General features: G+C 66.7%; 18 protein-coding genes. 10 read left to right on the top strand and 8 right to left on the bottom strand.

From position 1 onward, the window contains the following. Positions 1–87: 87 nt before the first annotated feature. Positions 88–1,494, top strand: a complete 1,407-nt coding sequence (locus ACFOD4_RS02970) for an amidase family protein (RefSeq protein WP_379593712.1) — start codon at positions 88–90, stop codon at positions 1,492–1,494. A 177-nt stretch (positions 1,495–1,671) separates the two neighbouring features. Here ACFOD4_RS02970 and ACFOD4_RS02975 read toward each other — a convergent pair whose 3' ends face one another. Both ACFOD4_RS02975 and phaR read right to left on the bottom strand, forming a co-directional pair. Beyond that, positions 1,672–2,106, bottom strand: a complete 435-nt coding sequence (locus ACFOD4_RS02975) for a helix-turn-helix domain-containing protein (RefSeq protein ID WP_379593727.1) — start codon at positions 2,104–2,106, stop codon at positions 1,672–1,674. Between the two features lie 121 nt (positions 2,107–2,227). Continuing rightward, positions 2,228–2,854: a polyhydroxyalkanoate synthesis repressor PhaR gene (gene phaR, locus ACFOD4_RS02980; protein WP_379593729.1), complete on the bottom strand. Its 627-nt coding sequence runs from the start codon at positions 2,852–2,854 to the stop codon at positions 2,228–2,230. Positions 2,855–3,041: 187 nt separating this feature from the next. Here phaR and ACFOD4_RS02985 point away from each other — a divergent pair, with 187 nt between their 5' ends. The 3 genes from ACFOD4_RS02985 to ACFOD4_RS02995 all read left to right on the top strand — a co-directional run bounded on the left by ACFOD4_RS02985 (position 3,042) and on the right by ACFOD4_RS02995 (position 5,997). Then, the gene (locus ACFOD4_RS02985; protein ID WP_379593733.1) at positions 3,042–3,686 is read left to right on the top strand and encodes a hypothetical protein; all 645 of its coding nucleotides are present in this window, start codon (positions 3,042–3,044) and stop codon (positions 3,684–3,686) included. Further along, entirely contained in the window at positions 3,616–4,716 is a 1,101-nt protein-coding gene (locus ACFOD4_RS02990; protein WP_379593735.1) for an alpha/beta fold hydrolase, read from the top strand. Before ACFOD4_RS02985 ends, ACFOD4_RS02990 begins: the two co-directional genes overlap by 71 nt. A 105-nt stretch (positions 4,717–4,821) precedes the next feature. Then, a complete protein-coding gene (locus tag ACFOD4_RS02995; RefSeq protein ID WP_379593742.1) occupies positions 4,822–5,997 on the top strand; it encodes an acetyl-CoA C-acetyltransferase in 1,176 nt (391 codons plus the stop codon). Positions 5,998–6,080: 83 nt separating this feature from the next. Here ACFOD4_RS02995 and ACFOD4_RS03000 read toward each other — a convergent pair whose 3' ends face one another. Then, the gene (locus ACFOD4_RS03000; RefSeq protein WP_379593744.1) at positions 6,081–6,968 is read right to left on the bottom strand and encodes a WcbI family polysaccharide biosynthesis putative acetyltransferase; all 888 of its coding nucleotides are present in this window, start codon (positions 6,966–6,968) and stop codon (positions 6,081–6,083) included. 229 nt (positions 6,969–7,197) lie between these two features. Here ACFOD4_RS03000 and ACFOD4_RS03005 point away from each other — a divergent pair, with 229 nt between their 5' ends. Next, a complete protein-coding gene (locus tag ACFOD4_RS03005) occupies positions 7,198–8,268 on the top strand; it encodes an SGNH/GDSL hydrolase family protein (protein ID WP_379593747.1) in 1,071 nt (356 codons plus the stop codon). 67 nt (positions 8,269–8,335) lie between these two features. Here the strand turns inward: ACFOD4_RS03005 and ACFOD4_RS03010 are convergent, their stop codons facing one another. Both ACFOD4_RS03010 and ACFOD4_RS03015 read right to left on the bottom strand, forming a co-directional pair. After that, positions 8,336–9,469 (bottom strand): SMP-30/gluconolactonase/LRE family protein, encoded by a 1,134-nt coding sequence (locus ACFOD4_RS03010; protein WP_379593750.1) that lies wholly within the window; start codon positions 9,467–9,469, stop codon positions 8,336–8,338. A gap of 48 nt (positions 9,470–9,517) precedes the next feature. Continuing rightward, positions 9,518–10,375, bottom strand: coding sequence for a class I SAM-dependent methyltransferase (locus ACFOD4_RS03015; RefSeq protein WP_379593752.1), 858 nt, complete (start codon positions 10,373–10,375; stop codon positions 9,518–9,520). On the opposite strand from ACFOD4_RS03015, the gene gloB reads away from it, so the two are divergent. The 5 genes from gloB (at position 10,374) to ACFOD4_RS03040 (ending at position 13,311) form a co-directional block, all read left to right on the top strand. Then, positions 10,374–11,102, top strand: a complete 729-nt coding sequence (gene gloB / locus ACFOD4_RS03020) for a hydroxyacylglutathione hydrolase (protein ID WP_379593759.1) — start codon at positions 10,374–10,376, stop codon at positions 11,100–11,102. The two genes, ACFOD4_RS03015 and gloB, sit on opposite strands and share 2 nt — an antisense overlap. Before the next feature lie 16 nt (positions 11,103–11,118). Then, positions 11,119–11,733: a glutathione S-transferase N-terminal domain-containing protein gene (locus tag ACFOD4_RS03025; protein ID WP_379593764.1), complete on the top strand. Its 615-nt coding sequence runs from the start codon at positions 11,119–11,121 to the stop codon at positions 11,731–11,733. 3 nt (positions 11,734–11,736) lie between these two features. Next, entirely contained in the window at positions 11,737–12,174 is a 438-nt protein-coding gene (locus ACFOD4_RS03030) for a cupin domain-containing protein (protein ID WP_379593766.1), read from the top strand. After that, the gene (locus ACFOD4_RS03035) at positions 12,171–12,782 is read left to right on the top strand and encodes a class I SAM-dependent methyltransferase (RefSeq protein WP_379593768.1); all 612 of its coding nucleotides are present in this window, start codon (positions 12,171–12,173) and stop codon (positions 12,780–12,782) included. Before ACFOD4_RS03030 ends, ACFOD4_RS03035 begins: the two co-directional genes overlap by 4 nt. 76 nt (positions 12,783–12,858) lie before the next feature. Next, the gene (locus ACFOD4_RS03040; protein ID WP_379594725.1) at positions 12,859–13,311 is read left to right on the top strand and encodes an AAC(3)-I family aminoglycoside N-acetyltransferase; all 453 of its coding nucleotides are present in this window, start codon (positions 12,859–12,861) and stop codon (positions 13,309–13,311) included. A gap of 6 nt (positions 13,312–13,317) precedes the next feature. On the opposite strand, the gene ACFOD4_RS03045 is transcribed toward ACFOD4_RS03040, so the two are convergent. Genes ACFOD4_RS03045 through yddG form a run of 3 tightly spaced genes read right to left on the bottom strand, consistent with a single transcriptional unit; the run spans position 13,318 to position 14,810 of the window. Next, positions 13,318–13,512, bottom strand: a complete 195-nt coding sequence (locus ACFOD4_RS03045; RefSeq protein WP_456316860.1) for a helix-turn-helix transcriptional regulator — start codon at positions 13,510–13,512, stop codon at positions 13,318–13,320. 8 nt (positions 13,513–13,520) lie between these two features. Continuing rightward, a complete protein-coding gene (locus ACFOD4_RS03050) occupies positions 13,521–13,898 on the bottom strand; it encodes a hypothetical protein (RefSeq protein WP_379593788.1) in 378 nt (125 codons plus the stop codon). A gap of 54 nt (positions 13,899–13,952) precedes the next feature. Then, a complete protein-coding gene (yddG, locus tag ACFOD4_RS03055; protein WP_379593790.1) occupies positions 13,953–14,810 on the bottom strand; it encodes an aromatic amino acid exporter YddG in 858 nt (285 codons plus the stop codon). Between the last annotated feature and the right edge of the window lie 108 nt (positions 14,811–14,918).

Here is a 14,918-nt window from a genome sequence, read left to right on the forward strand (position 1 = left end):
GGGACACCACCATGGCCGGCAGGCCTTGGCGGCGCGGCCATCGGCGTCAACACTGTTCGGCCACACCTCCGAGGAGCTTCCAGCCGCATGACCGACGATCTTTGGCGCCTTTCGGCCGCCGAAACCGCCCGCCGCGTCGCCGCGCGTGAGATCACTGCCCGGCAGGTGGCCGAATCCGCCCTGGCGCGGCTGGCCGCCGCCAATCCCGGCATCAATGCGGTGGTGCAGGAAATGCCCGAGGAAGCACTGGCCGCGGCGGATGCGGTGGATGCGGCGCTGGCGCGCGGCGAGGCGTCAGGCCCGTTGGCCGGCGTGCCGGTGACCATCAAGGTCAATGTGGATCAGAAGGGACACGCCACCACCAACGGCCTGCGCATCCAGCGCGATCTGGTGGCACAGGCCGACAACCCGGTGGTGGCCAATCTGCGGCGGGCCGGCGCGGTGATCATCGGCCGCACCAACACTCCCGCCTTTTCCCTGCGCTGGTTCACCCGCAACAGCCTCCATGGGGCGACAACCAACCCGCGTAACCCGGCGCTGACGCCCGGCGGCTCTTCCGGTGGTGCCGGCGCGGCCGTTGCTGCCGGCATTGGCGCCATTGCGCATGGAACGGACATCGCCGGCTCGATCCGCTATCCGGCCTATGCCTGCGGGGTACATGGGCTCCGCCCCACGCTTGGCCGCGTTCCGGCCTGGAATCCCTCGGGCGCCGAGCGCGGCATCGGGCCGCAGCTGATGGCCGTGTCGGGCCCGCTGGCCCGCAGCACCGCCGATCTCGGCCTGGCACTGCAAGCCATGGCGGCCGAGGATCCGCGCGATCCGTGGTGGGTGCCGGCGTCGCTGACCGGCCCCTCCCTGCCGAGGCGCGCGGCGCTCTGCGTGCGGCCCGACGGATTGGCGACGGATCCGGCTATCGAGAGGGCGTTGCGCGCCGCCGCCCTGGCGCTGCAGGAAGCCGGCTGGAGCATCATCGAGACGCCCTGCCCCCCCTTGCGCGAACCGGGGCGGTTGCAGGCGCAGCTCTGGCTGGCCGAATTTCGGCGAGCCCAGCACGCCATGTTTGCGCGGGAAGCCGATCCCGACGCTGATTTCGTACAGCAGCAGATGGAAGGGCTGGCCTCCGCCGCAACGCTGGACAGCTTCCAGGATGCGCTCCAGGCCAGAGCCGGCTTTATCCGCCAATGGTCGCTGTTCCTGGCCAAGTACCCGCTGCTGCTGATGCCGCCCTCGGCCGAGCTGCCTTTCCCCGATGGGCTGGATGTGAGCTCGCCAGCCGGTTTCCAGCGGGTCATGGAGGCGCAGCTGCCGCAGATCGCCCTGCCGCTCATGGGGATGCCGGCGCTGACGCTGGCCACCGGCAGCACGCAGGGCCCCGCAGGCCCTGCGCCGCTGGGCGTTCAACTGGTGGCGCCGCGCTTCCGGGAAGATGTGCTCCTGATGGCCGGTGCAACCATCGAGGCCACCCTCCCTCCCGTGGACGTGGCGGAATTCTGATCGATGATGGACTGAGGCGGACGCGCGGAAGCGCGGCGCCGCCCTGCCGCACGGCCCGTTGCACTTTCTCGAACAAACCGTCCGGCACGATGCCGGCCCGGCAATCCGGCGGGATCGAGCGTCCCACCGCGGCTGGCCGCCGCCTCCGCGCCATCCTGGCGCCGGAGGACGGCGTGCTCAGTCGACCGGCCGTCCCTGGGACTGCGCTGCCAGCGCCCGGGCCATCTGGCTCAGCGCCTCCTGGTGCTTCTCGTTGGTGATCTGCGCGAAGTTGCGCGCCAGCTCCAGGCACATGCGCTGGCGCATGCCGAGAGGCTGGCTTTCGCCACTTTCCTGCAAACCCTCAAAGAACCAGGACACGGGCACTGCCAGAACAACCGCAATCTCAAACAGCCGCCCGGCCGAGATGCGGTTGAGGCCGCGCTCGTACTTGTGGGCCTGCTGATAGGTCACGCCGATCATGCTGGCCAGCTGTTGCTGGGACAGGCCCAGCATCAGCCGTCTTTCGCGGATCCGCGCACCGACATGACGGTCGGCCTGGCGGGCGCGCTGGGTGGAGGTGTCGTCGGGCTCGTCACTCTTGGTGACGCCGCCCGCTTCAGTGTCGGCCATGCTTCCCCTGTCAGGCTGAAAAAATGAACAGAACCTAAAATACGAGCATGGCGCCGGTTGTTTATCGTCTTTCGTGACCCGATAGCTAAAAAGCCCGTGATGACTTCATGGTTGTGTCATCTTAGTTATCTTTGCCGGATGCGCTATTCTTCTTGCCTAATTCTTCGCGTAGAAAGCGAATTTCAGCCTTCAGCGCAGCCACTTCCTCGGTATCACCCCGTCCAGCCGCAGCTTGGGCGGGATGATCCTTCGCCGGGAAGGGGCTGAACAGCGACATGGCGCGCTCCATCATCGCCATGTTCTGCCGGCCCAATTCCTCAAGGCCCACTAGGGGATTGAAACCTCCAATGGCGTTTTCTACCGATGAGCGCATCTGCTCCTGCTGCCGGGCGAAGCTGCCCATCGTCATCTCCAGGTAGCGTGGCACCACGGACTGCAAGCTATCGCCGTAAAGGCCGATAAGCTGCCGCAGAAACGATGTGGGCAGCAGACTGCGCCCCTTCGATTCTTCTTCCACGATGATCTGGGTGAGCACGCTGCGGGTGATGTCCTCGCCCGACTTCGCATCGTAGACAGCGAAATGCCGGCCTTCCCGGACCATGCGGGCAAGATCATCGAGGGTTACGTAGGAGGACGCCTCGGTGTTGTAGAGGCGACGATTGGCATATTTCTTGATGACAACCGTGGGTTTTGCTTCGCCTTCCGCCTGACCGGCTGCGCCCGAAGCCTGTTGAGCTGCCACTGCCATTCTGTCCTCCCGTCCCGAGATTGCCAGCCGCTGCGCTGGAGGAGGACGCTAGCATGGCGGAAACGCAACGCGAACGGCATAGCGCACTGCAGCAGACGGAGTTTCCCCGGCGAAGCACTTCCGCAACGAGGCTTCGGCGCTATGTTCCGCAGCCCGGCTTCGGCCGCAGAACGGATCAGGATGCTCGATGACGGAGAAGGACGATCCTCCGGCGGGTGGCGGAACAGCCGGGCAAGAGAGCGGAGCCGGAACGCCGGAAGAGAGCCTGGACCGGCTGGCAGAGGATTGGATCGCGGTTTGGCAAAGCGAGATCTCCGCCTTGGCAATGGATCGCGAGATCGCGGAGGCCTGGACGTCCTGGGCGGCCACGGCCGCGACCTGGATGCGTGCCATGACGGCGGCGCCCGGCACGGCGGCAAGCGCACCTTCCACCGCTGGCTTTCCAGGCCTGTTTCCTTTTCCAGCAACGGCTTCCGCAAGTGGCCCCTTCCCCTGGGCAATGGCCGGGATGACGCAGTCCGGATACCTGCCCGGCTTTCCCTGGATGGCTCCGGGTGCCGGCACGCCGCAGCAACCTTCGCCGGGCGGGCCACCGCATGACGGGTCCGATGCGCCGCCGCGGTCCGCGACCGCTGACGATGCACCTCAACCTGGCGCTGATGCGGGGCATGGCGGCCCTGGCAGCGTTGCCGATACCGATGCCGACCGACTCCGCCGCCGCCTGGTCGAGCTGGAGCAGCGCCTGGCTGGGCTGGAATCGGATGTCGCCGAAAGGGCGGGCGGAGCTAAGCCGGATCGCCGCGGCCCTCGCCGCCGCCGGCCATCCGCCTGACCACCTCCGCGCCGCCGTGCTGCAACGGCTGGGGCGGCAAGACCGGGCACTGATCGCCGGCATCGCCGCCTATCGTCGCCACCCCTATTCGCGCGACCTGCCCGACCCGCCCGTGTTGTGGTGTGAGGGCGGTTCTCGCCTGCTCGATTACGGCGGCGACGGTGCGCCGCTGCTGGTGGTGCCGTCGCTCATCAACCGGGCCTATGTGCTCGACCTCATGCCGGGCCATTCCATGCTGCGCTGGCTGGCGGCGTGCGGGCAGCGGGTGCTGCTGCTGGATTGGGGCTGGCCCGGCGAGCTCGAGCGCGGCTTCACCCTTACCGACTATGTTGCCGGGCGGCTGGAACGCGCGATCGCCAGCGGGCCTGTGCAGGCCCTGGGAAGGCCTGTGCTCGTGGGCTACTGCATGGGAGGGATGCTGGCGCTGGCGGCAGCGCTGCGCCGTCCGGAAGCGCTGCGCGGCCTGGCGCTGCTGGCGACGCCGTGGGACTTCCATGCCGTGGAGGCCAGGCGCGCCGAGGGGCTGGCCGCGCTGTTGCCGGGCCTGGAGCCGGTGCTGAACGCCACGGGCAGCTTGCCGGTGGATACCATTCAGATGCTGTTCGCCGGCCTCGATCCATGGGCGCTGGCTGCCAAGTACCGTGCCTTCGCCGCCCTGCCTCCGGATGGTGCCCGCGCGCGCCTGTTCGTCGCGCTGGAGGATTGGCTGAATGACGGCATCCCGCTGGCTGCCCCGGTGGCGCGGGAAGCACTGGGGGGCTGGTATGGCCGCAACGATCCCGGACAAGGTCGCTGGCGGGTGGCTGGAGCGGCGGTGGAGCCGGCGGACCTCGTGCTTCCCGCCTTTGCCGCCGTTCCGCGCGCCGACCGGATCGTTCCGCCCGAATCGGCGCTCGCCCTCGCACGCCGCCTGCCGAACGCCAGGATTGAGATGGTGGCCGCCGGCCATATCGGCATGGCTGCGGGCAGCCGTGCTGAAGCCGCCTTATGGCAGCCGCTGCGGCGATGGCTGGACAACCTGCCGCGATGAGCTGGCGCCTGCTCCCTTGTCCGGAAGGGGGGAGCGGACGCACATTGAGGAGCGACAAGGCCGGACCACCGGCCCGCGCCACAGGACAAGAGGGAGTTCCAGCCCATGAGCGACATCGTCATCGCCTCCGCCGCGCGTACGCCGGTCGGCGCCTTCAACGGCGTCTTCACCGCCCTTCCCGCCCATGCCCTGGGCCGCGCCGCCATCGAGGCCGCCCTGTCCCGCGCCGGGGTTTCGGCCGAAGAGGTGGATGAGGTGATCCTCGGCCAGATCCTGACCGCCGGTGCCGGGCAGAACCCGGCTCGGCAGGCGGCCATCGCCGCCGGCATTCCACAGGAACGCACCGCTTTCGGCATCAACCAGCTCTGCGGCTCAGGGCTGCGCTCTGTGGCGCTGGCGGCACAGCAGATCGCGACGGGCGATGCCGCCATCGTGGTGGCGGGCGGGCAGGAAAGCATGAGCCAGGCCCCCCACTGCGCCAATCTGCGCGGCGGCGTGAAGATGGGCGACTTCCAGATGGTCGACACCATGATCCGCGACGGGCTGTGGGATGCCTTCAACGGGTACCACATGGGCAACACCGCCGAGAACGTGGCGCAGAAGTACCAGATCAGCCGCGACGAGCAGGACGAGTTCGCCTTCAACTCCCAGCGCAAGGCCGGCGAGGCCATCAAGTCCGGCGCCTTCAAGGACGAGGTGGTGCCCGTGACGGTGAAGGGCCGCAAGGGCGACACGGTGGTGGAGGTGGACGAGTATCCCAAGCCTGAGACCACGCGCGAGATCCTGGCCAAGCTGCGCCCGGCCTTCAGCAAGGACGGCTCGGTCACGGCCGGCAACGCGTCGGGCATCAATGACGGTGCCGCGGCGCTGGTGGTGATGACGGCGGCGGAGGCGGCGAAGCGCGGCATCACGCCACTGGCCCGCATCGCTTCCTGGGCCACAGCCGGGGTCGACCCGAAGATCATGGGCACCGGCCCGATCCCGGCCAGCCGCAAGGCCTTGCAGAAGGCCGGCTGGAACATCCAGGACCTCGACCTGATCGAGGCCAACGAGGCCTTTGCCGCGCAGGCCTGCGCGGTGAACAAGGATCTCGGCTGGGATACGTCCCGGGTGAACGTGCATGGCGGCGCCATCGCGCTGGGCCACCCGATCGGCGCCTCGGGCGCGCGGGTGCTGACCACCTTGCTCTACGGCATGAAGGCACGCGGCGCGAAGAAGGGGCTGGCGACGCTGTGCATCGGCGGCGGCATGGGCGTCGCGATGTGTCTTGAGGCGGGGTGAGGCAATTTAACGGGTGGGGCTCTGCCCCTCCCGATTTTTCCCGCGGAGGACCGGACGCCTCCGGCCGGCGCCGTAGTGGGTTCTCAGCCTGTTGCGCGGGACGGGAGCTTCACTTGTGTCACGCCGGTTTCTGCGTAACGGCGGTAGGCATCCGCTACCATCTCATCAAGTTCAACGGCGCGGTGTTGATGTCCGGTGCTGCGCTGCTCCGGCGGCAGCTTGCGCAGCCATGTATAGGAGCCTGCCTCAGGCGCCAGATTATTCTGTACCGTCAAAAACGGGTAAATCGGCAATACCACTCCATCCAGCGTTGCCCGCACCAACGGGTCGCCTTCGATGCGAAGCGGCCCAACACCCATGCGCTCAGTGATCCGCTCAAAAACGCGGAACATCACCTGATTGGTAGGGTGATTATACGTATACAGGTCACGCATCCCACCTCGCCCATCCACCACGAGATCGGACACCTTCACGTCCGACTCATCCTCCCGCTCCTTGAGATAAGCCAGAGAGGACGCCACGGCATCCTGGTAGGTCTTGCGAAGTTCCGGCGATAGCACTGCATCTGCCGCTTCCTTCTCAGACATGCGCTGCTTGTAGGCGTTGTGGATGGTGCGGCTGTGGTAATCCCCAGCCAATCCACCGACCGGCTTCCCTTTCATGGTGTAAGGCACAAAGAAATCCGGGAAATACCCGCTGTAATAAATGTTCGGGAAGACGATCAGCTTTTTGCCCAGTCGCTCCCGCAGGTTGGATGTTACGGCAGGAAGGAATTTGAGCCCGTGCCCAAAGTAGCGACTGACGACGTAATCGGAATTATCGACGATACTATGGAATTCATCAGAGTAATCTGAACCTTGCAGGAACAGCATCTTGGTCCGCTGCACCTGGAACAGGTCCTTATGGAGCCCAAAGAGGTTCTGGTAGAACTCGCCTTGGCAGTTTCCCAGAATTGCAACTTTAAGGACCATTGAGCCTCTCCTGCCTCTACCGCGCCTTGTAAGCGGTACGTTCACCCATTCTCAATGGTTTTGTCTGGACGACGCGCAAACTCCCGGTCTGCCTATCAGAATCCGGACATACAACTTCGAAATTGGTTTATACCTCAGCACCTTAACCGTTGCGCGAGAAGCTGTGCCTCGCATAACAGGTCTAGTTGACAAACACGTATCACCGTCAGAAAGGGCTGAGGCTGCCAGCATGAGTACCGAACCAAAGCCGAAGGTTTGTCTGATTGGAACCTCCAACGGAGTGTTCGAGCAGGGCTACGTAAGCGCGTTCCGCAACAGTGATGCTATCGCCAGTTTTTCGAAGAACTGCTTGGGCTACAGCTCCAGCGCCATCTTCTCGCAGCGCGCGGAAATGGTTGATCTGGCGACCTTCGATATTTGTGTACTGGACTTCGCCCCTAATGATGCCGTGGCTCTGGCGGGCGGAGCGACTCCGCCGGCCCTGGTTCATTCAGTAGTGTCCGATGCCGTGCGCCGGGTCCTGGAGAAAGGCTGCTTCCCGGCCATTTACATGATGCCTATACGCTCTCAGATGCGGAGCCAGGGCAAGGTTATTTGCGACATCTACAAGGATATTGCGCAAGAGTTCAATCTGCCATTGTTCGACGGTTACCGTTATGTTGAGGCGTTGTTGGCTCAGGGCTTCCCTGCCGAAGATCTTTATATCGACGACATGCACCTAAAATTCCCGGTTGCCATTCAATTGGCTGAAGCTTTTATTGGCCCGCTGATCGAAGCTTGGCGCAGACGTGCGCCGCAGGCCGAGAAGGCCGGTCGGGACTACACCTACCGCTATCTGGGCGTACCAAGCTTTGGCCTGAATGCCGACCAATGGCATCCCCGCAAGACTTGGATCTTTGAGACCAACACTGTGACCGTTACCGATGGCATGGCGCTAACCATCAAGGCGGCCGGTGATGGTGAGATTACCGCCATCGGTGTGGACTGGGCAAACTCATCTGGCAGCGCCACCTTCTCCAGCACCACGTCAGCCCGTAAGAAGCTTTCCAGCCAGTACAGTACCGAGCCCAGCACAGAGCTGAAGAAAATGATCTTCGGCATTGCGAACGTCCATCCCCCGGTGAAGCTGAAGGACGGCCAGCTGACGCTCAACCTTCAAGAGGACGAGAAGTGGACAGGTCGCCTGGAACTCGGCGCAATTGTAGTACGGCACATGGCTGATTACGCCGTCCGCCCTCTTCTGCCTGAGCCGGTCATCCTTGAAAGCTTCACACTGCCCCCATCAGCGATGCCAGCCTGATACCGGTTCACATCAACCTTGAAATGGCTCAAGAGGGGGGTAGCCCCCCTCCGAAGCCAACGCTCCATCAACAGAAATGCGCTCCGCGAGCCTCCACCGGCACCACGTAGAGCGACTGGCTGGCGCACATGAACAGCAGGTTCCGCCGCGCGCCGCCAAAGCAGATGTTGGCGCAGATTTCCGGCAGCTTGATCAGGCCGATGCGCTGGCCGTCGGGGGCGAACACATGCACCCCGTCATAGCCGTCACCCACCCAGCCGCCGCCGACCCACAGGTTGCCGGTTGTATCGCAGCGTATGCCATCGGCCATGCCTGACTTGCCGTCCATCTCCATGCTGCAGAAGGTGCGAGGGTTGCGCAGCGTCTGCCCTTCCACATCGAACACCCAGACGATGTTCTTCGCCTCGCCGTAGTGGCTGCTGCCGGTATCGGCCACGTAGCAGCGACGGTAGTCGGGGCTGAAGCACAGGCCGTTGGGCTTGTAGGGCTGATCGGCCACCTTGGTCACGGCGCCGCTCTGGCCATCGATCCGGTACACCGCCTCTTTGATGTACGGGCGCGGGCTGCCTGTTTCGGCGCGCGTCCCCTCATATTCCAGCAGCGCGCCATAGCCGGGATCGGTGAACCAGATGCTGCCGTCCTCCGGGTGCACCACGCCGTCATTCGGGGCATTGAACTCGCCATCCGGCCCGCGCGCCGCCAGCACGGTCAGCCGGCCATCCGGCTCGTAGCGGGCCACGTCGCGGTTGAAGTGGCGGAACGCCACCTGCCGCCCTTCCCGATCGAAGGTGTTGCCGTTGGAGAAGCCCGAGGGACTGCGGAACCGGCGGGAAACCTGCTCGTTCTCCTCCGTCAGCCTCAGGCACTCGTTGGCCGGAATGTCGGACCAGATCAGGAAGCGGCCGGTGGCATGCCAGGCCGGCCCCTCCGCCCAGCCCATCCCGGTGTGCAGCCGACGGATGGCGGTGTTGCCGATCTTCGCCGTGAAGCGTTTCGGATCGATCGCCACGATGTCCGGATCGGGATAGCGAGTCACCACGCCCGGGCCGAAGCTGCGTCCCTCGGGCGCCTGCGCCACGGCTCGCTGGATCAGGCCCGGCATCAGCGCAGCCGCCCCGATCGCACCGCCAAGAAAGGCCCGACGGGCAGCGCCGCCCGCTTTCCCACGGTCCTGATCCTGCATCCTCTTTTGGTCATGCATCGGTTCCCTCCCGTTTTCCTCCGTGTTCTCACGGAGGTGCGAGCAGGATCATGGCCGATGGCGGGCGGCGGCGGGCAAATCATCTCCGCGTGCGGCCCAGGCGCCCTCGACCACCTTGACGCGGCGTCTGGGCGCTTTCTGCGCCGCCTTGGGCATGACGCCGTAGAGTTCCTTGCGCGCCTCGACCATCACCACGCCAGCGAAGCGCGGCGCCAGAGCGCGGCCGGCCATTTCCCAAGCCCGCGCCCCGCGCAGCATCAGCCGAGAGCGGAAAGGAGGCAGGAACAACGCCTTGTCGCGCCGCTCGATGGCGAACATGTTGCGCCGGAGCAGCCGCGAAAGCTGCCCAGGCGAATAGGGTCGCCCCTGGCCGAAGGGGTTGTTCTCCACATGCGCCCACAGGCCGCGCCGGTTGGGCGCCACGATCAGTAGCGAGCCGTCATCCTTCAGCACCCGCCAAACCTCGCGCAGCATCCGCCGCGCATTTTCCGTGTGCTCCAGCCCGTGCACCAGCAGCACATGATCAAAGGACAGGTCGGGAAAGGGCAGCGACTCGTCCTCAACCCGGGCGCAGAGGCCGGGGCCGCCAGGAGGCCAGGGCACGGCGTCGGTTTCCGGCAGGCTGGCGCACAGGATCCGTGCGGCTTCCTCCCGCCATAGCCGCAGGTACGGCGCAGCGTGGCCGAGGCCCAGCACCTCCCGCCCCTCCAGCCGTGGCCAGAAGCCGAGCAGGCGTTCGCGTAGAAGGCGGGCGGCAACCAGTCCGGCCGGGGAAGCGTAGAACTCCCGGTGTCCGTGGAGTTGCCCATGGGCCGGATCATGGACCTCAGGGTTCATAGGTTGGATATAGGGCGGGATGCCGGCGCTGACACGTCCGGTTGCGCGCCCCCGAAGGAGATTTGCCATGCCCGTCACCGTCCAGGCCGTGCCCTGCCTTTCGGACAACTATGCCTGGCTGCTGCGCGACCAGGCTACCGGCGCCACCGCCATCTGCGATCCCGGCGAGGCAGCGCCCGCCATCAAGGCGCTGGAGGAGGCCGGAGGCCGCTGCGACCTGATTCTGCTGACGCATCACCATGCGGACCATGTCGACGGGGTGGAGGAGGTTCGCACGCGCTTCGGCGCCAGGGTGGTGGGCGCCCAGGCCGACGCGCACCGCCTGCCCGCGCTCGACCAGGCCGTGGCACCCGGCGACGCCGTCAAGCTCGGCGAAACGGTGGGCGAGGTGATCGACAGCCCCGGCCATACGATCGGCCATATCGCCTTCCACTTCCCGGACGGGCATGTGCTGCTCTGCGGGGACACCCTGTTTTCGCTGGGCTGCGGGCGACTGCTGGAAGGCACGCCGGAAGACATGTTCCGCGCCCTGTCCCTGCTGAAGCCGCTGCCGCTGGAAACCCTGATCTGCTGCGGCCATGAGTACACAGAGAGCAATGCCCGCTTCGCGGTAACCGTGGAGCCGGAGAACACCGCGCTCAAGGCCCGGGCGGACGAGGTGTCGAAGCTGCGCGCCGAAGGGCTGCCGACGGTGCCCGTCACACTGGCGCAGGAAATGCAGACCAATCCCTTCCTGCGCGCCGGCTCCGCGGCCGAGCTGGGGCGAATTCGCGCCGGCAAGGACAATTTTCGCTAAGGCGGGGGTTAGGACTATGATGAAGCTGTTCCATTCCCCGACCAGCCCGTATGTCCGCAAGGTCATGGCCTGTGTTCTGTTGCGCGGCCTCCAGGGCAAGGTCGAGCTGGTGCCCACGAGCCCGATGCAGAATCCCGGCGACCTGCAGGCGGCCAATCCCTTGGGCAAGATCCCGTGCCTGGTGACCGAGGACGGCACGGCCATCTACGACAGCCCGGTGATCTGCGAGTACCTGGATGGGCTGGGCAATGCGGCGCCACTGTTTCCCGCGCCCGGCCCGGCCCGCATCGCATCGCTGACACTGCAGGCGCTCGCGGATGGCATCGCCGATGCGGCCGTGGCGCGGCAACAGGGACGCGCCCAGCAGGAGGAAGCCGGCCCGACGCCGCGGCAGGCTGCTTTTCAGGAACGGCAACTCGCGGCCATCCGGCGCGGCCTGGCGGCGCTGGAAGCTTCGCCGCCCGCAGCGCTGGCTGAGATTGGCGCCGTCGCGGCTGCCTGTGCGCTGGGCTATCTGGACCTGCGACTCCCGGAACTGGGTTGGCGCGCCACCCATCCGAAGCTCGCCGCCTGGCTTGCCAGTGTGGAGGCGAGCCCGGCGCTGTCCCGAACCCTGCCGCCGACGGCCTGACGCGTGTTCGACCTGCGTGACCCCACCCTGCCCGCCCCGGCCGTGATTGCGGCGCTGAGCCTGGCGCCACACCCCGAGGGTGGGCATTACCGGGAAATCTGGCGCGACACCCCCGTAGGGGGCGGGCGCGGCGCCGGCACGGCGATCTACTTCCTGCTGGCGGCTGGTGAGCGCAGCCATTGGCACCGCGTGGATGCCGCCGAAGCCTGGCATTTCTATGCCGGAGCACCCTTGCGGCTGTCCCTGGCCCAACATGGCTCCCGCCGGGAAGCACTGCTGGGGCCGGATCTGTCCGCCGGCCAGGAGCCCTTCGCGCTTGTCCGGCCCGGCGAATGGCAGGCGGCGGCAAGCCTTGGCGCCTGGACGCTGGTGGGTTGCACCGTCAGCCCCGCCTTCGACTTCGCAGGCTTCGAGATGGCACCGCCCGGCTGGTTGCCGTGAGCGACGCCGCTGCGTGGGATGCGCGGTACGGCCAGGATGCCTGGCTGTTCGGGCAGGCGCCCAACCGGTACCTGGAGAGCATGGCGCCGCGATTGGCGCCGGGCATGAAGGCGCTCTGCCTCGGCGATGGCGAGGGGCGCAACGGGGTGTGGCTCGCGACCCAGGGGCTGGAGGTCACGGCGGTGGACTGGTCTGCCACCGGTCTGGCGCGGGCCGAGATGCTGGCGAAGCGGCGGGGAGTTGCGCTGCACGGCGTGACCGCCGACCTTACCCGCTGGTCCTGGCCTGAAGCCCGGTTCGACCTGGTCGCCTGGATCTTCCTGCACCTGCCGCCGGCCGATCGTGCCCTTGTGGCGGCCCATGCGTGCCGTGCCATGGCGCCCGGCGGGATGCTGCTGCTGGAAGGCTTCACGCTGGCCCAGAATGGGCGCCGCAGCGGCGGTCCGCGCGATCCCGCCCTGCTTTGGACCCGCATCACCGCCGAGCACGCCTTCGCCCCGCTGGAGATGGTGGAATGTCTGGAAGGCACGGTGGTGCTGGATGAGGGCCCGAAGCACCAGGGCGCCGCGGAGATCCTGCGGGGCCTGTGGCGCTGCCCGAAAGCCTGACGCCCTGCCACGCTGCTCGCGCATCGGCACCGCCTTGCCTTAGGCTGGAGCCATGTCGCGCTGCTCCTATCCCATCATGCGTCTTGGCCCGCCGGATTTGGCGATCATGCGGGCCCTGAACGCGCTGTTCGCCGAAGCTTTCGCCGATCCTGAAACCTATTGCGGGGCACCACCCGACGATGCCTGGCTGACGGATCTGCTGCTAAAGCCGCACATCGTGGTGCTGGCGGCGCTGGAGGACGGGGCGGTGCGCGGCGGCCTGGTCGCCTATGAGCTGGAGAAATTCGAGCGCAGGCGGCGGGAGATCTACATCTACGACCTCGCCGTGGCGGAGACGCATCGCCGCCGCGGCATCGCTACGGCGCTGATCGGCCGGCTGGGCGAAATCGCGGTCGAGCGGGGTGCCTGGGCGGTGTTCGTGCAGGCCGACCACGGCGACGACGCGGCCATTGCGCTGTATGCCAAGCTCGGCCACCGAGAGGATGTGCTGCACTTCGACATCATGCCGCCAGCGTCGCCGCCGCGCTGAGCGTCTTCAATCCGGCGGGTCCCGCTCCTCCTCGAACACCGCCTCAACCGGCCGGCAAAACAGGCGGGCGATGCGGAAGGCCAAGGGCAGGCTGGGGTCGTAACGCCCCGTCTCGATGGCGTGCACCGTTTGCCGCGAAACACTGAGACGCGTCGCCAATTCGGCCTGCGACCAGCCCTGATCCGCACGAAGCTCGCGCACCCGGTTCTTCACCGGAAGCGCCGGCGTCCTGCCAGCAGCCCGCCGATCCACAGCACAGCCATGACCGGCCACACGGCGAACATCGGCAGGCGCGGAAACCCTACTCCCTCCAGAAAGCCGTAGCTGAAGGTGATCAGCGCAGTTCCGGCAAAGGCCACGCTGAGCGCTTCCAGTTGCAAACGGCGCTGCAACTCGTCGAGGCGGCCGAGCTGGCGCAACACGGTCCAGCAGATGGCCGCCCCGGCCAGCATGGGCAGCAGCGCGGTCGGTATCCGCCAGAGACCCTGTGCCAAGCCCGATTGCAGCAGCAGGATGGAGATCAGGAGCAGCACCACGTAGGCCCCCATGGCACATCCGAATTCAACATAGTAGCTGCGCTGGTTCATCGAGGCTGCTCCGGCTGTCAAGTTTCCTTTACAAAGCCTGGTGGATCGGCAGTGTCAAGGATCCTTGACATCGCTCCGCTGCCACGAGGCAACAACGCCGCCGGTCGCGACCAGCAACGCGGCCGTGGCAACCCGGCTGCTCGGCTCTCCTTCCCCGGCGGCCAGCAGCAGCAAGGTGGACAGCACAGGGATGCCGTAGGCCATCGTGCCCAGCAGCCGAGGATCGCCTCGCTTCATCCCGATATCCCACAGAAAGAAGCAGCCTCCGACCGGTCCCAGGCCCAGCAGCAGGATGGCTCCAGCCTGCCGGGCATCCGGCAGCACCACCGGCTCGAACATCAGGGACAGCAGCGCGGTGAGTGCGGAGGCGGCGAGGCAAAAGCCCGTGACCGCCTCCGTCGGCACCGCCGAGAAGCGCCGCGCCAGAACGGAGTAGGATGCCCAAACAACGGCGCCGGTGGCCGCACAGACCAGTCCCGGCCACGCCCCCGGTGGAAATCGGGCGCCGCCCCCAATTAGCAGGGCACAGCCGGCGAAGCCGAGCGCGGTGCCCACCAGATGGCCGGGGCCCAGCCGGAGCCCCAGCACCGGCGCCGACAGCAGCACGATCAGCAGCGGCCAAAGGTAGTTGACCAGATTGGCCTCCACCGGCGGTGCCAGAGCAAGCGCTGCGAAGTACAGGCTGTGATACCCGGCAAGGCCTGCCACGCCGTGTAGCCAGGCCGCCGCCGGCTGGCGCAGCCGTCCGAGCCTGCCGCGCCGCGCCGTCACCGCCAACCCCACCACTCCGCCCACCGCCATGGCCATGGCGGTGACCTGCAGCGGCGGCACACCGGCCGCCATCCGCGCCAACAGTCCGAGAAAAGCCCAGAGCAGCATCGCGCCGAGGCCTGCCAGGGTGGCACGGCTCATGCGCGTGACAAGGCCGGCGGAATGGACTGAGGCGGCTGGAGGGAAAGGCACATGGTCCGACCCGCATCTGTTTCGGCCGATGTAGCAGCGCGGCAGACCGGACCCCAA

It is taken from the genome of Teichococcus globiformis (assembly GCF_042646265.1).
GTDB classification, from domain to species: domain Bacteria; phylum Pseudomonadota; class Alphaproteobacteria; order Acetobacterales; family Acetobacteraceae; genus Pseudoroseomonas; species Pseudoroseomonas globiformis.

What these genes read in the sequence shown, in the direction of transcription:
- ACFOD4_RS02970 (WP_379593712.1), top strand. Translation starts at nt 88, where the DNA reads ATGACCGACGATCTTTGGCGCCTTTCGGCCGCCGAAACCGCCCGCCGC.
- ACFOD4_RS02975 (WP_379593727.1), bottom strand. Translation starts at nt 2,106, where the DNA reads ATGGCCGACACTGAAGCGGGCGGCGTCACCAAGAGTGACGAGCCCGAC.
- phaR (WP_379593729.1), bottom strand. Translation starts at nt 2,854, where the DNA reads ATGGCAGTGGCAGCTCAACAGGCTTCGGGCGCAGCCGGTCAGGCGGAA.
- ACFOD4_RS02985 (WP_379593733.1), top strand. Translation starts at nt 3,042, where the DNA reads ATGACGGAGAAGGACGATCCTCCGGCGGGTGGCGGAACAGCCGGGCAA.
- ACFOD4_RS02990 (WP_379593735.1), top strand. Translation starts at nt 3,616, where the DNA reads ATGTCGCCGAAAGGGCGGGCGGAGCTAAGCCGGATCGCCGCGGCCCTC.
- ACFOD4_RS02995 (WP_379593742.1), top strand. Translation starts at nt 4,822, where the DNA reads ATGAGCGACATCGTCATCGCCTCCGCCGCGCGTACGCCGGTCGGCGCC.
- ACFOD4_RS03000 (WP_379593744.1), bottom strand. Translation starts at nt 6,968, where the DNA reads ATGGTCCTTAAAGTTGCAATTCTGGGAAACTGCCAAGGCGAGTTCTAC.
- ACFOD4_RS03005 (WP_379593747.1), top strand. Translation starts at nt 7,198, where the DNA reads ATGAGTACCGAACCAAAGCCGAAGGTTTGTCTGATTGGAACCTCCAAC.
- ACFOD4_RS03010 (WP_379593750.1), bottom strand. Translation starts at nt 9,469, where the DNA reads ATGCATGACCAAAAGAGGATGCAGGATCAGGACCGTGGGAAAGCGGGC.
- gloB (WP_379593759.1), top strand. Translation starts at nt 10,374, where the DNA reads ATGCCCGTCACCGTCCAGGCCGTGCCCTGCCTTTCGGACAACTATGCC.
- ACFOD4_RS03015 (WP_379593752.1), bottom strand. Translation starts at nt 10,375, where the DNA reads ATGGCAAATCTCCTTCGGGGGCGCGCAACCGGACGTGTCAGCGCCGGC.
- ACFOD4_RS03025 (WP_379593764.1), top strand. Translation starts at nt 11,119, where the DNA reads ATGATGAAGCTGTTCCATTCCCCGACCAGCCCGTATGTCCGCAAGGTC.
- ACFOD4_RS03040 (WP_379594725.1), top strand. Translation starts at nt 12,859, where the DNA reads ATGCGTCTTGGCCCGCCGGATTTGGCGATCATGCGGGCCCTGAACGCG.
- ACFOD4_RS03050 (WP_379593788.1), bottom strand. Translation starts at nt 13,898, where the DNA reads ATGAACCAGCGCAGCTACTATGTTGAATTCGGATGTGCCATGGGGGCC.
- yddG (WP_379593790.1), bottom strand. Translation starts at nt 14,810, where the DNA reads ATGAGCCGTGCCACCCTGGCAGGCCTCGGCGCGATGCTGCTCTGGGCT.